Source organism: Neptuniibacter marinus (assembly GCF_001597725.1).
GTDB classification, from domain to species: Bacteria; Pseudomonadota; Gammaproteobacteria; order Pseudomonadales; family Balneatricaceae; genus Neptuniibacter; species Neptuniibacter marinus.
In genome coordinates this window covers 23336-42303 of the sequence record NZ_LUTR01000019.1, presented here as the reverse complement: position 1 = coordinate 42303, position 18968 = coordinate 23336, and the positions used below count along the sequence as shown (strand labels likewise).

18 protein-coding genes are annotated in these 18968 nt (G+C 42.2%); 2 read left to right on the top strand and 16 right to left on the bottom strand.

Going from position 1 to position 18968, the window contains the following annotated elements; all coding sequences use genetic code 11:
* The first annotated feature begins 435 nt into the window (after positions 1-435).
* The gene (gene folE2, locus A3774_RS12430) at positions 436-1371 is read left to right on the top strand and encodes a GTP cyclohydrolase FolE2 (RefSeq protein WP_067867962.1); all 936 of its coding nucleotides are present in this window, start codon (positions 436-438) and stop codon (positions 1369-1371) included.
* 49 nt (positions 1372-1420) lie between these two features.
* Here folE2 and A3774_RS12425 read toward each other — a convergent pair whose 3' ends face one another.
* The 3 genes from A3774_RS12425 to glmU form a co-directional block, all read right to left on the bottom strand.
* Complete coding sequence (locus A3774_RS12425) at positions 1421-2761, bottom strand: D-serine ammonia-lyase (protein ID WP_067867959.1); 1341 nt, start codon at positions 2759-2761, stop codon at positions 1421-1423.
* A 110-nt stretch (positions 2762-2871) separates the two neighbouring features.
* Positions 2872-4695, bottom strand: coding sequence for a glutamine--fructose-6-phosphate transaminase (isomerizing) (gene glmS, locus A3774_RS12420; RefSeq protein ID WP_067867956.1), 1824 nt, complete (start codon positions 4693-4695; stop codon positions 2872-2874).
* 3 nt (positions 4696-4698) lie between these two features.
* Positions 4699-6072 carry a bifunctional UDP-N-acetylglucosamine diphosphorylase/glucosamine-1-phosphate N-acetyltransferase GlmU gene (glmU, locus tag A3774_RS12415; protein ID WP_067867953.1) on the bottom strand — a complete coding sequence of 458 codons (1374 nt, stop codon included), beginning with the start codon at positions 6070-6072 and terminating at the stop codon, positions 4699-4701.
* A gap of 117 nt (positions 6073-6189) precedes the next feature.
* Between glmU and A3774_RS12410 the strand changes: the two genes are divergently transcribed.
* Entirely contained in the window at positions 6190-6930 is a 741-nt protein-coding gene (locus A3774_RS12410) for a TrmB family transcriptional regulator (protein ID WP_067867951.1), read from the top strand.
* Between the two features lie 119 nt (positions 6931-7049).
* On the opposite strand, the gene A3774_RS12405 is transcribed toward A3774_RS12410, so the two are convergent.
* The 13 genes from A3774_RS12405 to mnmG all read right to left on the bottom strand — a co-directional run bounded on the left by A3774_RS12405 (position 7050) and on the right by mnmG (position 18537).
* Positions 7050-7475 carry a F0F1 ATP synthase subunit epsilon gene (locus tag A3774_RS12405; protein ID WP_067867948.1) on the bottom strand — a complete coding sequence of 142 codons (426 nt, stop codon included), beginning with the start codon at positions 7473-7475 and terminating at the stop codon, positions 7050-7052.
* A gap of 32 nt (positions 7476-7507) precedes the next feature.
* The gene (gene atpD / locus A3774_RS12400) at positions 7508-8884 is read right to left on the bottom strand and encodes a F0F1 ATP synthase subunit beta (RefSeq protein WP_067867945.1); all 1377 of its coding nucleotides are present in this window, start codon (positions 8882-8884) and stop codon (positions 7508-7510) included.
* Between the two features lie 36 nt (positions 8885-8920).
* Positions 8921-9784 carry a F0F1 ATP synthase subunit gamma gene (gene atpG, locus A3774_RS12395; protein WP_067867942.1) on the bottom strand — a complete coding sequence of 288 codons (864 nt, stop codon included), beginning with the start codon at positions 9782-9784 and terminating at the stop codon, positions 8921-8923.
* 78 nt (positions 9785-9862) lie between these two features.
* Positions 9863-11407 (bottom strand): F0F1 ATP synthase subunit alpha, encoded by a 1545-nt coding sequence (gene atpA / locus A3774_RS12390; RefSeq protein WP_067867939.1) that lies wholly within the window; start codon positions 11405-11407, stop codon positions 9863-9865.
* Positions 11408-11419: 12 nt separating this feature from the next.
* Positions 11420-11953: a F0F1 ATP synthase subunit delta gene (locus A3774_RS12385; RefSeq protein ID WP_067867936.1), complete on the bottom strand. Its 534-nt coding sequence runs from the start codon at positions 11951-11953 to the stop codon at positions 11420-11422.
* A 14-nt stretch (positions 11954-11967) separates the two neighbouring features.
* The gene (locus tag A3774_RS12380; protein ID WP_067867934.1) at positions 11968-12438 is read right to left on the bottom strand and encodes a F0F1 ATP synthase subunit B; all 471 of its coding nucleotides are present in this window, start codon (positions 12436-12438) and stop codon (positions 11968-11970) included.
* A 61-nt stretch (positions 12439-12499) separates the two neighbouring features.
* On the bottom strand, positions 12500-12724 hold the full coding sequence (gene atpE / locus A3774_RS12375; RefSeq protein WP_425461977.1) for a F0F1 ATP synthase subunit C: 225 nt from the start codon (positions 12722-12724) through the stop codon (positions 12500-12502).
* Between the two features lie 90 nt (positions 12725-12814).
* Complete coding sequence (atpB, locus tag A3774_RS12370; protein ID WP_067867926.1) at positions 12815-13678, bottom strand: F0F1 ATP synthase subunit A; 864 nt, start codon at positions 13676-13678, stop codon at positions 12815-12817.
* A 16-nt stretch (positions 13679-13694) separates the two neighbouring features.
* Complete coding sequence (locus A3774_RS12365; RefSeq protein ID WP_067867923.1) at positions 13695-14114, bottom strand: ATP synthase subunit I; 420 nt, start codon at positions 14112-14114, stop codon at positions 13695-13697.
* 195 nt (positions 14115-14309) lie between these two features.
* Entirely contained in the window at positions 14310-15188 is an 879-nt protein-coding gene (locus A3774_RS12360) for a ParB/RepB/Spo0J family partition protein (protein ID WP_067867919.1), read from the bottom strand.
* A gap of 3 nt (positions 15189-15191) precedes the next feature.
* Entirely contained in the window at positions 15192-15986 is a 795-nt protein-coding gene (locus A3774_RS12355; protein ID WP_067867916.1) for a ParA family protein, read from the bottom strand.
* 2 nt (positions 15987-15988) lie between these two features.
* The gene (gene rsmG / locus A3774_RS12350) at positions 15989-16627 is read right to left on the bottom strand and encodes a 16S rRNA (guanine(527)-N(7))-methyltransferase RsmG (protein WP_067867913.1); all 639 of its coding nucleotides are present in this window, start codon (positions 16625-16627) and stop codon (positions 15989-15991) included.
* Entirely contained in the window at positions 16627-18537 is a 1911-nt protein-coding gene (gene mnmG, locus A3774_RS12345; RefSeq protein ID WP_067867910.1) for a tRNA uridine-5-carboxymethylaminomethyl(34) synthesis enzyme MnmG, read from the bottom strand. The genes rsmG and mnmG overlap by 1 nt, the downstream gene beginning before the upstream one ends.
* Positions 18538-18968: the final 431 nt, after the last annotated feature.

Here is an 18968-nt window from a genome sequence, read left to right as displayed (position 1 = left end):
TCGCTATACAATGTAGAAGTCCGCTTTATGAATCAAGTAATACCCCTTCAAAATGTAGTAAATTATTACCAAAAACCTTCAAGTTCTTCCTTTTTCAGCGATAAAGCGCTTAATTCATTGATTTTCTCTCCTGATATTTGCAAAACCCCTTAGGGTAGATGTATGGTACGTCGCTCTTCGTATTTATTAATACTTTAAGGCTAGAGTTGTACGAAAATATTAAATTCAAGATCCTTAATAAATAAAGTTCTGCTTTCTGTATTTTCCCTAGAGATACTTGTTTTCTCAGGAAAGTGCCCTCATGTAATTATCTATAACAGATAAAACGCAGAACAAACCAACTTAGACCTACCTAAATTGGTTTTATTTAGCCGAATTAATAAATTCAATATATAAGCTCTGATTGTTGCAACCAAAAAGTGGAAGATCCGATTCATGACCAATTTGCCTGATGTAACCAGTAATCAAAATCCAGAGATCCATGGTTCTCTAGACTGGGTGGGCATGAATGGGATTACCGTCCCATTGCAGTTCGAAGACAATAAACTTGGCGTCAATAACATTGAAGCACGTGTAAATACTTACGTTAACTTGGTTAATCCCAAAGTTAAAGGTATTCATATGTCACGTCTCTACTTAGCGTTAAGCAACTTTTTTGAGAACCAAACGCTGAATGTACCTGCCTTAACTGAGTTTTTATCGCACCTACTCGATAGCCACCACGATATCAGCACTCAAGTGTTTCTAAACTTTGAGTTTGATTTCTTAATTAAAAGAGATGCACTAAAAAGCGATAACAGCGGTTGGAAAAACTACTCAACAACGCTAAGAGCAACACTTACAGGCAATGATGTAGTATTAGAACTTGCAACTCGAGTACCATACTCCTCAACCTGCCCATGTTCTGCTGCCCTATCTCGGCAGTTGCTACAACAGGCCTTTACCGCTGATTTTTCAGATAAAGGCGCTCTGAATATTGAAGATGTAGAAAAATGGCTACTCTCAGAGAAAGGTTCCTTTGCTACACCTCATAGTCAGCGCAGCCAAGCAACCGCTTGGGTTAAACTAAATAAAGAGATGGGCGCTTTCCCATTAACAGATCTTATTGATCTAGTTGAAGGAGCACTAAAAACACCTGTACAGACAGCTGTTAAACGTGCCGATGAACAAGAGTTTGCCCGTTTAAATGGACATAACCTGATGTTCTGTGAAGATTCTGCTCGCCGTCTTAAGCAAGCACTTAACAGTCAGACACAGTACTCCGATTTCTGGCTAAAAGTGGAACATTTCGAAAGCTTACACGCCCATGATGCAGTTGCTTTAGCCTCTAAAGGTGTCGAGGGTGGTTACAGCCCTGCAAATTACACTTAACCTTTTCTTAAATTAAAAAGGCTGCCAATGGCAGCCTTTTTTGTCAGGGCTATACATCTTTACCTAGACGATAATATTCCTGCAGCTCCTCTTCCGGAACCATACTCCCACCCGTAGCCCATATTATATGAGTTGCTTGCTTCATCTTACCCACTAACTGATGCTGCTCAAGGTAACTGTGCTGCTTGAATAAACGCACAACGCCAGGCGCTCCCGCTAACGCTGAGGGCTCCAGACCTATAGCTTCTTCATCCTTTAGCAACGCTAACAATCGATAAAGCTCGCGATCTTCAACCGTATAAATACCGCTCAATAACGGTGACATAAATTTGCCGACAAACCCTGATGCTCTGCCAACCGCCAAGCCATCGGCGCAAGTTTTGTTATCAATACCTATGTCTTGAACACTAATTTTATCCTGTAAACCTGTATACATCCCTAAGAGCATGCAAGGTGAATGGGTAGGTTCAGCAAAGAAACAGTGCACATTATCACCGAACTGCTGCTTTAAACCGAAAGCTACACCTCCAGGCCCTCCACCCACACCACAAGGTAGATAAACAAACAGAGGATGCTCAACATCCACCTGAATATTCTGTTCGTCTAACTGTATTTTAAGCCGTTCAGCAGCAACACTATAACCAAGAAAAAGATCCTTCGAATTTTCATCATCGACAAAATGACAGTTCTCAGTTTGCAGCGCCTGCTTACGTCCCTCCTCTACTGCTTTACTGTAATCCTCTTCATATTCAATAACCTCAACACCTTTACGTCGCAGTAAATCCTTTTTCCACTGTCGAGCGTCAGCCGACATATGAACGCTCACCTTAAAACCTAAAGCCGCGCCCATAATCCCTATGCTTAACCCTAAATTGCCGGTAGAACCAACCACTATTTGATATTGGTTGAATAAGGCTATCAATTCTGGGGAGGCTAATTTGCTGTAACAATCACTCTGTTTTAAAAAGCCTGAGGTTAATGCAACTCTTTCGGCATACTTAAGCACCTCATAGATACCTCCTCGCGCTTTTATCGATCCTGATATAGGCAACTCGCTATCACATTTCAAATAAAGCTGACCTAAAATAGGTAAACCATACTCTTGCTCTAGTCGATCTTGGAATTGAGAAATTTTACGCAGCGGCGACTCAATCAGTCCTCCATGTTCTCGAGTTTCAGGAAAACACAGGGCTATAAACGGAGCAAAACGAGTAAGCCTGCTAGCCGCATCATCAATATCTTCTACCCTTAAAGGCAGATTGGATTTAGCTTTAAAGAAAGGGATCAATTGATCATTAAGCCAGAAGCTAGGCTGAGTCGCGATTAAACGCTTAAACAATGGATCACTGTCTATCCACTGCCCAATTAATGCTCTATCGACAAAAGACATAGTTAAGTACCCACACTATTAGTATGCGCTATACAGTGACACTTAAATTAAAAAGAAAAAGGAATAGATAGCCACTACAATTGATGCGAATTGTAGTGGCTCATGGGCAGCTATTCGACTGTAACTGACTTAGCTAAATTTCGTGGCTGATCTACATCAGTGCCTTTTAATACTGCCACATGGTAGGAAAGCAGCTGAAGAGGAATGGTATACAGCACTGGCTGCATAATCTCATCACAATCAGGCATTGTAAGCACATGAGTAGCATCTTCTGCCTGCACTCGATCAGAACCAGCAAAAACAAATAGCTGACCACCGCGTGCCTTCACTTCCTGTAGATTTGCTTTTAGCTTATCAAGCATGTCGTTTTGAGGCGCCACTGCAACGACAGGCATATCTTTATCTACCAACGCGAGAGGCCCATGTTTAAGCTCACCTGCTGGGTATGATTCTGCATGGATATAGGAGATCTCTTTAAGTTTAAGCGCCCCTTCCTTTGCAATTGGATATAAAGTGCCTCGACCTAAAAACAGAGCATGATGCTTCTCAGCAAAAGATTGCGCCATCTCTTCAATATCTTTATCCATCGCAAGCGCTTGTTCAACCTGTTCAGGTAACGCTTTTAAAGCACGAATAATTTTAGCTTCCACTTCAGCTGTAAGATCATTACGACGGCCTAAGGCTATAGTGGTCAGCATTAACGCCACTAACTGAGTCGTAAACGCTTTAGTTGATGCCACCCCAATTTCAGGGCCCGCATTGGTCATTAAGCATAGATCTGATTCGCGTACTAAAGAACTTCCGGGAACATTACAGATAACTAAAGAGGCTAACACACGGGATTGAACTTCTCTCAATGCTGCTAGTGTATCTGCGGTTTCTCCTGATTGAGAGATCGTTAAAAATAAGGTTCCGGGCGGAATAACAACCGGGCGATAACGATATTCACTGGCCACTTCGATCATGCAGGGAATACCAACAAACTCTTCGATCCAGTACTTAGCAATAATGCCAGCATGGAAACTAGTACCACAGGCAATTATTTGAACCTGTTTTACTTGATCAAATATAGTCGCCGCTTTAGCACCGAAACATTGCTCTAATAATCTATCACCACTAATACGACCTTCCATACAGGCTTTGATAACAGACGGTTGCTCATAGATCTCTTTAAGCATGTAATGCTTAAACTCACCTTTATCTGCCGCACTAATCCCATGCTCAAACTGACTTACTTCACGCGTAACAATCTTATTACTAGAGTCGTATACCTCGATATCAGACGCGGTTAAAACAGCTACATCACCATCTTCCAAAAACATAAAACGGTCAGTTACCGGCAATAATGCCAATTGATCTGATGCGATAAAGTTTTCACCTATACCTACACCAATGACTAAAGGGCTACCTTTACGGGCGGTAACAAGCTGATCAGGCGCATCTTTATGAATCACACCTAATGCATATGCACCCTCTAATTTCGTAATAATATGAGCGACAGCACGTTGTAAACAAGGTTCTTTTTTTAAATACTCTGCGAGTAAGTGAGCAATTACTTCTGTATCGGTATCCGAGGTAAAGGTATAACCTTTTTCCTGTAACTCCTCTTTAAGTACTTCAAAGTTCTCGATAATACCATTATGTACAACCGCCAAAATATCGGCTGACATATGCGGATGCGCATTACGCTCATGGGGTACTCCGTGAGTCGCCCAACGAGTATGCGCAATACCGGTTGTTCCAATCAATGGGTTCTCAGATAGGGCATCTGCCAAAGACTGCACTTTACCATTGCGACGACAACGTTTAATTTCACCCTCTGTATGAAGGGCAATACCTGCAGAATCATAACCACGGTATTCAAGCCGACGTAAGCCTTCAATCAATATATTCTGGACAGGACGTGCAGCGACGGCGCCTACTATTCCACACATAATTTAGTTCTCTTTATTCAATTTTGTAGGACGCTTCCAGTTATTGAAGGATATTTGTTTTGCCCGCGTAAGCGCTAGCTCATCCTCTTCAACATCTCGGCTAATCGTTGATCCAGCGCCTATAGTCGACATCTTACCGATCTTAACCGGTGCCACTAGTGCGGTGTTAGATCCGATAAAAGCATTATCAGCGATCTCTGTTGTCGATTTGTTGACGCCATCATAATTACAAGTAATCGTACCAGCACCAATATTGACGTTATCACCTAAGATTGCATCACCAATGTAAGAGAGATGGTTGATCTTAGAACCTTCGCCAACAATTGCTTTTTTAGTTTCGACAAAGTTACCCACTTTGGCATTATTCGCTAATAAAGTTCCTGGACGTAAACGCGCAAAAGGACCTATATCACAGGATTCACCAACAATAGCACCTTCAATCACTGTATTTGCTTTTATGTAAGAACCTTTACCAATAGTACAGTTTTTCAAAAAACAGTTTGGTTCAATAACAACCTGATCGCCTAGCGTCACTTCGCCTTCAAAAACGATATTGATATCCAAAATGATATCTTGGCCACAATTTACATTGCCCCTCACATCTATACGTTTAGGGTCGGCTAAAGTGGCGCCCGATAACATCAGCTGTTCAGCTTGTTGTAACTGGTACCAACGCTCTAACTCAGCCAACTGGATACGGTTATTAACCCCCTGAACTTCCTCTTCGGCATCCGGCTGAATAGTTTTAATAACTAGACCTTGCTCTGCAGCCATCGCAATAATATCCGTTAGATAATATTCGCCTTGGGCATTTTCTGATGATAATTTCGGCAACCATTCTCGAAGATAGCGACTTTTAACCGCTAAAATACCAGTATTCACTTCTTTGATTAGATGTTGTTCCGCTGTCGCATCTTTATGCTCAACAATCGCAGTAACAGAACCTTCTCCATTGCGAACAATACGTCCGTAGCCTGTAGGATCATTAAGATTAACCGTAAGTAATGCGAAATTATCTTGTTTAGCTAACTCAACCATCTGATTCATCGTTTCCGGTTGTGTTAAGGGAACATCACCATAAAGAACAAGAACTACGCTATCGTCAGCAACAGAAGGCATTGCCTGAGCAACCGCATGTCCTGTACCTTTCTGCTCAGCTTGTAATGCAAAATTAAGGGTTTGTCCTGCCAAGGATTCTCGTAGCAGTTCTGCCCCATGGCCGATGACCACATGGGTGATAACATCTTTCATTTTTGATGCCGCATCAATTACATGCTGCACCATCGCTTTGCCGCCTACTTTATGAAGTACTTTCGGCAGGTTTGATTTCATACGGCTGCCCTGACCTGCAGCTAAAATGACAACGTCAACTGACATAATGTCCAACTTTCCTTGTGGCTAGCGCCTTATTGATAATTACTACTTTATTATCGCTTAACTTTAAAGTAATAATAGTTTCACACAATCCCTTTTGTCACAAATTTTATGACAATTATGAATAATGAAATATTTGAATTACTTGGCCTAACCCCACGTGAAATAGCGATTTATAAAGCTCTTCTATCACTTGGAGCAAGTTCTATCAGATCAATTGCTGATAAATCTGGCATTAATCGCGGTAGTACCTATGAAAGCCTGAAAGAGATGCAACGAAAAGGCATTGTTACTTATCAACCAAAGGGGAAAAGGCGTCTATTCTCTCCTGTTGATCCCGATTACCTACTACAATTAGCTGAAGAAAGACGTTCTGGAATTGAAAGCGCAATAGACACACTTAAGCAAAGTATAATTCCCGAACTTCAGCACCTAAAACCCGATTTTAATACAGCTAATGTTCAATTTTATGAAGGGGATGCAGGCATTGAGCATGTTTTAAAAGATATTCTTAGCTCAGTAACCAACTCAGAGCGAGATAGTTACTCAGTCTTCTCCTCTAAACCGATTAGGAAGCATCTTTATCGCCCCTTCCCAAACTTCACAAATCAACGCATACAACGTGGTATTAGCGTACAAGTGATAGCTATAGGGGATGGTGGGGAGGATGCGGAGTTATCAGAACGTAAATGGATAAAAACTGAAGGGAAAGTTGATGCTGCCTATATAGCTATCTACCCACCTAAATGTGCAATTATCTCACTTGCTTCAGACAACTACCCGACCGCTGTAGTGATTAATTCAGCGGAAGTAGCGACTGCACAAAAAATCATCTTTGATACCTTATGGCGATTACTCTAGAAGGCCTACTCTGTGCTAATGCAACCTTAGGTATAATCGCTCCAGGGGGACAGGTCTCCCACAAACGAAAAAGGCAACCCGAGGGTTGCCTTTTGACTTGTAGATTGTAAAAAGAGATCTTAACGACCCAACTTTTTACGAATCTCCTGTAGAGTACGAAGCTGAGCTGCTGCTTCTGCAAGCTGTGTAGCTGCTTTCGAGTATTCAAACTCGGAAGTTTTATTCGCTATAGCTTGCTCAGCATCTTTCTGAGCTTCTTGCGCTGCTGCTTCATTAAGGTCTGCTGCATGCAAAGCTGTGTCTGCAAGAATAGTTACCTTATGAGGTTGAACCTCAAAGAAGCCACCGGATACATAAAAAATATCCTGTTCGCCACCCTGTTTACGTAATTCGACAGGTCCTGGTTTCAGTTCCGTCAGAAGCGGAGCGTGACCTGGGTAAACACCCAAGTCACCCAGGCTACCTGTTACGGATACGAATTCAATCAGGCCAGAGAAAATTTCATTCTCAGCACTAACGATGTCGCAATGAACAGTCATAGCCATATTTATACCTCGTAAAGGTTAGCTAAAAGCATTTACATGCTTTTAGCTTTTTCGATCGCTTCGTCCATACCGCCAACCATGTAGAACGCTTGTTCTGGTAGGTCGTCGTACTGTCCTTCAAGGATACCTTTAAAGCCACTGATTGTATCTTTAAGAGATACGTATTTACCTGGAGAACCAGTGAATACTTCAGCAACGAAGAATGGCTGAGATAGGAAACGCTGAATCTTACGAGCACGTGTTACCACTTGCTTGTCTTCTTCAGACAACTCATCCATACCCAAGATAGCGATGATATCTTTCAGCTCTTTATAACGCTGAAGAACACCCTGCACCTGACGAGCAATATCATAATGCTCTTGGCCGATAACCAATGGATCAAGCTGACGTGATGTTGAATCCAGTGGGTCAACCGCTGGGTAGATACCCAATTCTGCGATCTGACGAGACAATACTACTGTCGCATCAAGATGTGAGAAGGTTGTTGCTGGAGACGGGTCAGTCAAGTCATCCGCTGGTACGTATACCGCCTGGATAGATGTGATAGAACCAGTTTTAGTAGAAGTGATACGTTCCTGAAGAACACCCATCTCTTCCGCTAGTGTTGGCTGGTAACCTACCGCTGAAGGCATACGGCCTAACAGTGCAGATACCTCGGTTCCCGCAAGAGTGTAACGGTAGATGTTGTCAACGAACAACAATACGTCACGACCTTCGTCACGGAAAGCTTCCGCCATAGTAAGACCAGTCAACGCTACGCGAAGACGGTTACCTGGAGGCTCATTCATCTGGCCGTATACTAGAGATACTTTATCCAATACGTTGGATTCTTTCATCTCATAGTAGAAGTCGTTACCCTCACGAGTACGCTCACCTACACCAGCAAATACAGAGAAACCTGAGTGCTCGATCGCGATATTACGGATCAGCTCCATCATGTTTACTGTTTTACCTACACCAGCACCACCAAACAGACCAACTTTACCACCTTTAGCAAACGGGCAAACCAAGTCAATTACCTTGATACCAGTTTCCAGTAGGTCGTTAGACGCTGACTGTTCTTCATAAGAAGGGGCTTTACGGTGGATAGGCATACGTGCCTCTTCACCAATATCGCCACATTCATCAATTGGGTTACCAAGTACGTCCATAATACGACCCAATGTTGCCGTACCTACAGGTACAGAAATTGGCGCATTAGTGTTCGCTACTTCCCAGCCGCGGCTTACGCCTTCGGTTTGGCCCATTGCAATCGCGCGTACAACACCGTCACCCAGCTGCTGCTGAACTTCTAGTGTCAAGCCAGTTTTACCGACTGTCAACGCGTCATAAATCTTCGGTACTGAGTCACGTGGGAATTCCACGTCTACTACAGCGCCGATAATCTGAACAATAGTTCCGCTACTCATGTTCGGATCCTCTTAAAATTGAACCTGTTTACTGCATTAAACAGCCGCAGCACCACTAACGATCTCAGATATTTCCTGAGTAATCGCCGCTTGACGAGCCTTGTTATAAATCATTTCAAGCTCGTTTATCATATCGCCAGCATTATCTGTTGCATTTTTCATTGCTAGCATTCGTGCTGCCTGTTCACAGGCATTGTTCTCAACCACGGCCTGATAGACCAAGGACTCTACGTAACGTACTAGTAAGCCATTTAGAAGCTCTCTAGCATCAGGTTCGTAAAGGTAATCCCAATGATGATTGAGACGTTCATCGTCATCTTCTGCCTTAAGTGGAAGCACCTGTTCGATAGCCGGTGACTGGGTCATTGTATTAACGAATTCGTTAGATACAACAAACACTTTATCCAGTTTTCCTTCATCGTAAGCATCAAGCATGACCTTCACCGCACCAATTAGATCAGCAACTTCCGGTGCGTCACCTAGGTGTGATTTAGCAGCAACTACATTTCCGCCATAGTTCTTAAAGAACGTTGCAGATTTGCTGCCTAGTGAACAAATATCGATTTCGATATTTTGGTCATGGAACTCTTTCATGCTTTTAACAGCTGCTTTGAACGCATTCACGTTCAAACCACCACACAAGCCACGGTCGGTTGCAACAACAATGAAACCAACGCGTTTAGTCTCTCTCTCCTGCATGTACAGATGTTTGTACTCAGGATTAGACCCGGCTAGGTGCTGAATTACACCACGGATACTCCGGGCGTACGGCCGAGATGACTCCATGCGATCCTGTGCTTTACGCATCTTAGAAGCAGCAACCATTTCCATAGCGCTGGTAATCTTCCTCGTGCTCTGCACACTCGCAATCTTTGTCTTAATCTCTTTTCCGACTGCCATAGTTCCGCCTATTAACCTTGACTTAGTGTTAGATCTGCATGAATAAACTCATGCAGATCACTCACTCGTAACGAGCTCTTACCAAGTTTGAGTAGACTTGAACTTTTCAATGCCAGCTTTGAACTGTGCAGCGATCTCATCAGAGTATCCGCCAGACTTATTGATATCAGCCATCAGATCAGCGTATTCGCTGTTGAAGAAAGAGATCAATGCAGCTTCAAAGTCTAGAATCTTGTTCAATTCCACACCAGATAGGTAACCTTCGTTAGCAGCGAACAAACTCAAACCCATGTCAGCAATTGACATTGGTGAGTACTGCTTCTGCTTCATAAGCTCAGTTACAGCCTGACCATGCTCAAGCTGAGCACGAGTCGCATCATCAAGATCAGAAGCGAACTGTGCGAACGCTGCTAGCTCACGGTACTGAGCCAATGCTAGACGAACACCGCCACCTAGCTTCTTGATGATTTTAGTCTGAGCTGCACCACCTACTCGAGATACCGATAGACCAGCGTTGATTGCTGGACGTACACCTGAGTTGAATAGATCAGATTCTAGGAAGATCTGACCATCAGTGATGGAGATTACGTTTGTTGGTACGAACGCAGAAACGTCACCGCCCTGTGTTTCGATTACAGGTAGAGATGTTAAAGAACCTGTTTGGCCTTTAACTTCACCATTGGTGAATTTCTCAACGTAGTCAGCGTTAACACGCGAAGCACGCTCTAGTAGACGAGAATGCAAGTAGAATACGTCACCTGGGTATGCTTCACGTCCTGGTGGACGACGTAACAATAGAGAGATCTGACGGTAAGCCCATGCCTGTTTAGTCAGGTCATCGTATACGATCAGAGCGTCTTCACCACGGTCACGGAAGTATTCACCCATTGTACAACCAGCATAAGGAGCCAAGAACTGCATTGCTGCAGGATCAGCGGCACCGGCAGCAACAACAATGGTGTGATCCATTGCGCCGTGCTCTTCAAGCTTACGTACAACGTTAGCGATAGTAGACTGTTTCTGGCCTACGGCTACGTAAATACATTTAACGCCGGTATTTTTCTGGTTGATGATAGCGTCGATAGCAATCGCAGATTTACCAATTTGGCGGTCACCGATGATCAACTCACGCTGACCACGGCCTACTGGAACCATGGAATCGATTGCTTTCAGACCAGTCTGTACTGGCTGATCAACACCCTGACGTTCGATTACACCAGGTGCAACCTTTTCTACAGCGTCAGTTAATTTAGTTTCGATTGGACCTTTACCATCGATCGGGTTACCCAGAGCGTCGACTACGCGACCCTGCAGTTCCGGACCAATTGGCACTTCCAAAATACGACCAGTACAACGTGCAGTCGCACCCTCTACTAGGTTTTGGTAGTCGCCCAATACAACAGCACCTACGGAATCGCGCTCAAGGTTAAGAGCCATACCATAGATACCGCCAGGAAATTCGATCATTTCCCCGTACATTACGTCAGCAAGTCCGTGGATCGTAATGATACCATCGGAAACGCTAACTACAGTGCCCTCATTACGGGCTTCTGAAGTCACATCGATGTTTTCAATGCGCTTCTTGAGAATCTCACTGATCTCAGAAGGATTCAGTTGCTGCATGCTTTATTCCCCTCAGGAATTCATCGCTTCGGCCAATTTCGCAAGTCGAGCACGAACGGAGCCGTCGATCACTAAATCGTCTGTACGAACTACTACACCACCCAAAATAGCTTTATCTATTTGAGAAGTTAGTTTCACATCACGACCTAGTTTGGTTTTCAGTGCCTGTGCAAGTTTTTCCTGCTGTTCATCTAGCAGTTCAAACGCTGTTGTCACTTCAATATCTAGTGACTTTTCTTGATTCGCTTTCAGTTTATTAAACTGTGCAGAAATCTCAGGCAATAATGCCAAACGTTTGTTCCCAGCTAGAAGCTTAAGGAAATTCTTACCCGCCTCATCTGCATCTTCACAAATGCTAACCATAACGTCAGCTTTTTGTGTGTTTGTAAGAGCAGGATTACTCAGTACACTCGCTACCTTTTCATCATTAGCTGCAGCTGCAGCTAGGGAAAGTGTAGCGGACCACTGATCAAGGTTACCCTTATCCATTGCATACTCAAAAGCAGCTTTGGTATAAGGCCGAGCGACAGTGTTGACTTCAGCCATCGTTAAACCTCGCTTTAAAGCTCAGCGGCCAGTTTTTCAACAAGCTGTGCATGTGCCTTTTCATCAATAGATGCTTCTAGAATCTTCTCTGCGCCTGATAGGGCTAGAGTAGCAACCTGACCACGTAATGCTTCACGTGCTTGGTTAACTTCTTGTTCTAGTTCTGCTGTTGCTGCCGCTTTAACACGACCTGCTTCTTCAACAGCTTTCTCTTTAGCTTCTTCGACGATCTGGTTAGCCCGCTTGTTGGCCTGTTCAATGATGGCGGCTGCTTCTTCTTTGCCTTTACGCATATTTTCAGTTGCTTTTTCTTGAGCCAACTGTAAATCACGCTCAGCACGATCAGCAGCGTCCAGACCTTCTGCAATCTTCTTTTTGCGCTCTGCTAGTGCGGCCGTAATTGGAGGCCATACATATTTCATGCAGAAAACAACAAAAATAAAGAAAGCGATGGCCTGACCAATGATGGTTAGATTGATATTCACGCCATTACCTCTCGCGGTTGATTAAGTTAATCGACAAGTCAGTCTTACGACTTGTAGTTACTTACGCAACAGCGAACAGTACGTACAGACCAAGACCAACACCGATCATAGGTACAGCATCTACTAGACCCATTACGATGAAGAACTGCGTACGTAGAAGAGGGATCAGCTCAGGTTGACGAGCAGCACCTTCTAGGAATTTACCACCTAGGATACCGATACCAACCGCAGCACCCACGCTGCCTAGACCCAACATCAGCGCACCAGCGATGTACAGCAATGCCATTTCCATCAGTTTTATCTCCACTTTAAGTTTTAAATTTAAAAAAAATTCTAAAATTCGGTTTTTTACTACTTTTCTTTATCGATAACCACCTTAGTGGTGATCATACGCCATAGCCATATAAACAATTGTTAGGACCATGAAGATGAACGCCTGCAGGGTAATTACCAGGATATGGAAAATTGCCCAAGGTACAGATAGTACCCACTGCGCCCAGAACGGTAGTAAAGCGATCAGGATGAAGATCATTTCACCAGCGTACATATTACCGAACAGTCGCAATGCCAAAGATATAGGCTTAGCTAACAATCCGACAAGTTCTAAAAACAGGTTAAATGGAAGCATCCATTTGCCTAAAGGCTGGAATGATAGTTCAGCTAAGAAACCACCCAAACCTTTCTGTTTAATGCTGTAATAAATAATCAGGGCAAATACACTCAGTGCCATACCCGCTGTCGCATTTACGTCAGTCGTTGGTACCACTTTCATGTAAGAAATGCCCATTTCCGATGCAATAAATGGAATCCAATCAACTGGGATTAAATCCATTGTATTCATGAGGAAAATCCATACAAAAATCGTTAATGATAGCGGCGCAATCATTGGATTTTTATGGTGGAAGATGCCTTTAACGTTTTCATCAACAAATTCGATGATCGTTTCGACAAAATTTTGTGTACTGCCTGGCACGCCAGATGTCGCAGTTTTAGCAACTTTACTAAACAACCAAAGAAACAATACGCCAAGTACTATTGACCAGCCCATTGTATCTACGTTGATTGCCCAGAAGCCCATATCTGCTGCTTCAGTACCGTGTGCAAATGTCCAAGTACCACCCTCACCTACCACTGAGCCGTCATAACGCGTAGTGCCTTCTGACAACTTACCAAATGTTAAATTGGTTAAGTGGTGGGATATATATTCTGAGGAGGTGAGAGTTCCGCCTTCACTAGCCATTCTCAGTTTCTCTCGTTCAAAGTTTTAGGAATCTGTTATTTAATTTCATCTGTGCAAACCATGCTGATATCTGCATCAGGATGAATGTGCCAAATAGGGAAAATGGATTCAAAGGTTGAATCAAAATAAACACTGCTGAAAACCCCAGAATGCTTATTCCCATTTTCCATATTTGGCTCACATACATTTCTGCTAATGCTCTTCCCGCGCTTTGTTTATCGCGGAATCTCAGAGCACGATGCGCAAAATAAATATTAGGTATCAGGTATAAGCCTCCACCTAACAAAGCAGACCATGCGCTTACTAAGCTATCTAGCAATAATATTGCTGATAAAATCACACATAAAACTGCTTGTACTAAGAAAACTCTAAAAATTTTCTCTCGGGTTTTACGACTATGGACACCTTGCTTTCGATTAGCTTTGTCCGTTGTCATTGATTAAAACCTTTAAAACTATTTTTATCGCTTTTTTAATACGCTCTATCTTGGCGCACATATAGCCCAAAATGCGTGCCGATTATATGGGCTTAAGGCTTAAGAGACAACAGTCAGTTTGAGCATTTGCACTAATGTCTTAACAGATAATGCCATAAGTCAGTTTTATTAAGTGCGAAAGTAGTATTTATGCTCTTATTTTAATAAAGACAGTATAGTTTCTAAGGTTTCAGTATCATCATAATTGATAGTGATTTTGCCTTTACCTTTAGCATTTTCACTAACCGCAACATTAGTAGCAAAACGTATAGATAATTCACCGGCTAATTCACTTAAACGGGGATTTGGCTCTGGCTTAATTTTCTCAGGACTAGGTTCGCCGCCTTGTTGAATTTTCTTAACCAAAGCTTCAGTTTGACGTACAGACATACCTTGACCAGAAATTTCCTGAGCAGCCTGTAATTGTAGATCGCCATCAAGAGCGAGTAAGGCACGTGCGTGACCCATTTCAAGGTCGCCATATTCAAGCATTTTCTTAACTTCATCACCTAATTTCATTAAGCGAAGAAGGTTTGTAACTGCTGAACGAGATTTACCAACCGCATCAGCAACTTCTTGTTGAGTTAATTCAAATTCATCTTTTAAACGTTGAAGAGATATCGCTTCTTCAATGGGGTTTAGATTCTCACGCTGAATATTCTCGATCAGCGCCATTGCGATCGCTGCTTCATCAGGAACATCTTTCACAATAGCAGGAATTTCAACTAATCCAGCCATCTGTGTTGCACGCCAGCGGCGTTCACCTGCAATAATTTCATAACGATCAGAATCGATCGGACGAACAACAATAGGTTGCATAACCCCTTGCGCTTTAATTGAATTAGCTAACTCTTCAAGCGCTTGGGGTTCAATATCGCGTCTAGGCTGATAACGTCCACGCTGAATCAGATCAACAGCTAGTAAACGATAACCATCTAATGATTCTGCACCTTGAGTTGAAACATTATCTTCAACATCACTGACACTCGATAAAAGAGCATCCAGACCTTTTCCTAGACCACGCTTTTTAGCCATTAACTATGCTTCCTGTGATTGTTCTTTTTCTTCCAATTTGGTACGGCGAATAAGTTCACCAGCCAATGCTAAATATGCAACGGCACCGCGGGAGTTTTTATCATACAAAAGAGCCGGTAAACCATGACTTGGTGCCTCAGCTAACCTAATATTTCTTGGTATAACAGTGCGATAAACTTTATCACCAAAATATTCAACTAGGTGAGATGACACATCTTTTGTCAGACTCATCCGAGGATCAAACATAGTACGTAAAATCCCCTCTATTTTTAGAACAGGATTTAAACGTTTATTAATTTTATCAATAGTACCAATGAGTGCTGATATACCTTCCAATGCATAATATTCACACTGCATGGGAATAATGACACCCGCAGAGGATGCCAAGGCATTTACCGTCAGTAAATTTAGAGATGGAGGGTTGTCTATCAATACAAAATCATACTCATCATCGACATCGATCAAGGCCATTTTCAGACGAAATTCACGACGTGGAATTTGAAGCAGCTCAACTTCTGCTGCGGTTAGATCACCATTGGAACCAATAAGATCGTAACCACCAACAGTATCCTTAACAATTGCTTCACGAATATGAACTTTATCCGTCAATACTTCATACACTGTATTTTCCAATGTATGTTTATCGACTCCGCTCCCCATACTCGCATTACCTTGAGGATCTAAGTCCACCAAAAGTACCCGCTTTTTGGTAGCAGCTAATGAAGCAGCCAGATTTACGCAGGTGGTTGTTTTACCCACCCCTCCTTTCTGGTTTGTGATCGTTAAGATCTTTGCCACGCCTAGTGTCTCCCTAAAACTAGCAAATGCCTTTCACCTTCTGTTTCTGGTACTTGTAAGCGGTGACAGGTTTTTAATTCAAAACCATCAGGTAATGCTGATAGTTCGTCTTCAGGATACAGTCCTTTCATTGCAAGAAAAACACCCTCTTTCTTACAAAGCTGATGAGTCCAGTTGATCATATCTTCGATTGATGCAAAAGCCCTAGATATAACCTGATCGAAAGGCTCAAACTGACAATTTTCAACACGATCATTAATAATCGTCAAATTTTCAAGCGCTAACTCAGTTTTAACCTGCTGCTGAAAGCGTGTTTTTTTGCCATTACTATCCAAAGTAGTCACTGATAACTCCGGATAACATATAGCAAGAGGTATGCCGGGAAGTCCAGGGCCACTACCTACATCGATAATTCGTTTACCTTGGATATAGGGCACTATACTTAAGCTATCCAATAAGTGCCGGTTAACCATATCCAACGGCTTTCTGACCGCTGTTAAGTTATACGCTTTATTCCACTTTATAAGTAGGTGTAAATAATTAATCAATAGGTCTATTTGCTGCTCACTAATATCTAAACCTAAGGTTTTAATGCCCTTTTTAAGGGCAGATTCTAAATCACCTTGTGCGTACTGATTCATTAACTAGCAACCTGATCTGATTTACCCGTTGTTTGCTTTTTGCTCAATTGATGCTTTTTCAAATAAACCAATAACAACGATATAGCTGCAGGGGTCATCCCTTGAATTCGAGAAGCTTGTGAAATGGTTTCAGGACGAACATCTTTTAATTTAGCTTTAAGTTCATTGGATAATCCACCGACCTGATCATAATCAAAACCTTCAGGTAATAATGTATTCTCCTGACGACGCATCTGCTCGATCTCATCTTTCTGACGATCAATATATCCTGCGTATTTATTGTGAATTTCAACCTGTTCAGATACTTGGTTATTGTTTACACCTTCACCTTTCAAATTAGCAATATCTGCATAGCTAAGTTCTGGACGCTTTAGCAGATCAGAAAGGTTATATTCTCGCGATAATGGCGACTTAAGCTTAGGCGCTAATTGATCAGCTTCAGCTGATCCTGGTTGAACCCAAGTCTCTTTTAAGCGTTGTTGCTCACGTTCAATTGATTCACGTTTTTCACAAAAGGCCTGCCAACGTTCATCACCAACTAAACCAAGCTCTCTACCTTTTTCAGTTAAACGAAGATCTGCATTATCTTCTCTTAAAATGAGACGGTACTCAGCACGGCTGGTAAACATTCGATAAGGTTCAGAAGTACCTAAAGTGATCAGATCATCTACTAATACACCAATATAAGCTTCATCCCTACGGGGATACCATTGATCTTTATCTAGAGCTCTTAGCGCTGCGTTTGCTCCAGCTAATAGCCCTTGTGCTCCGGCTTCTTCATAACCTGTTGTGCCATTGATTTGGCCTGCGAAATACAAACCATCCATATATTTGGTTTCAAGAGTATGCTTTAAATCCTGAGGATTGAAAAAATCATATTCAATAGCATAACCCGGACGAACGATATGAGCGTTTTCAAAGCCACGAATCGATTGAACAGCGGCTAACTGAATATCAAATGGTAAGCTCGTTGAAATACCATTCGGATAAAGCTCATGAGTTGTTAAGCCTTCAGGTTCAACAAAAACTTGATGCTGATCTTTATCAGCAAAACGCATTATTTTATCTTCAATTGATGGGCAGTAGCGCGGTCCCACACCTTCGATCACACCGGTGTACATAGGTGATCGATTTAAACCGTTACGTAAAATTTCATGGGTTCGCTCATTGGTATAAGTGATATAGCAACTAATTTGCTCTGGATGATCACTTAATTTACCCATATAAGACATAACCGGTGTAGGGGTATCACCTGGCTGTTCTTGCATAACCGAGAAATCTACACTTCGCGCATCAATCCTTGGAGGTGTGCCTGTTTTTAAACGATCCACTCGAAAAGGTAATTCCCGTAACCGTTGAGCTAAAGCGATGGAAGGAGGATCCCCTGCCCGTCCACCTGAATGATTTTCTAAACCTATATGAATCACACCGCCAAGGAAGGTCCCAGCAGTAAGCACTACAGATTTAGCTTTAAAACGTATACCTGTTTGAGTAACAACCCCTCTTACCGATTCACCTTCAATAATTAAATCATCAGCAGACTGCTGAAAAATATCTAAATTCGGTTGGTTTTCAAGTATTTGTCTTACTGCCGCTTTGTAAAGTACACGATCAGCTTGGGCTCTTGTTGCTCGAACAGCGGGTCCTTTACGTGAATTCAATGTTCTAAATTGAATTCCACCTTTGTCTGTAGCACAGGCCATAGCTCCATCTAACGCATCAATCTCCTTAACCAAATGACTTTTGCCAATACCCCCAATCGCAGGGTTACAGGACATTTGACCTAAGGTTTCAATGTTATGGGTTAACAGTAATGTTTTTGCACCAGTACGTGCTGATGCTAATGCAGCTTCAGTTCCTGCATGGCCACCACCAATAACAATGACATCAAAGTGGGTTGGAAAATCCACTGTTGTATTACCTCTAAAAAAGAATGCTGTTAGATCTGATTAAGACTTTTTAAGCACTTGTGTTGTAAACGGGTTTTGAAATGGACGCTGATTATACCTGCACTTCTTCCTATTAGGAATGAACGTTTTTTATACAACTCATAGAGAGCTCTTTTTTATATAAAGAATTATATTATTTAAAGATTATATATATGTTTTCTTATTTTAATGATTACTATTAAGTAGGCACTTTTCTGGTGATAACTTTATATTTTCTTTATATTTCAAAGTATTACATCAATGATAAAAGGTATCTAAAGGTGGATACATTGTCTGTAAAGGCTTAGTGTAAGTTGTGGATATATAGGCTTCTTATCCACAGGGGTAATTATCCACATCTTTATCCCTGTATTACTTAACTATCCTCATACAGTTTGTGCACAGCTTCTGTA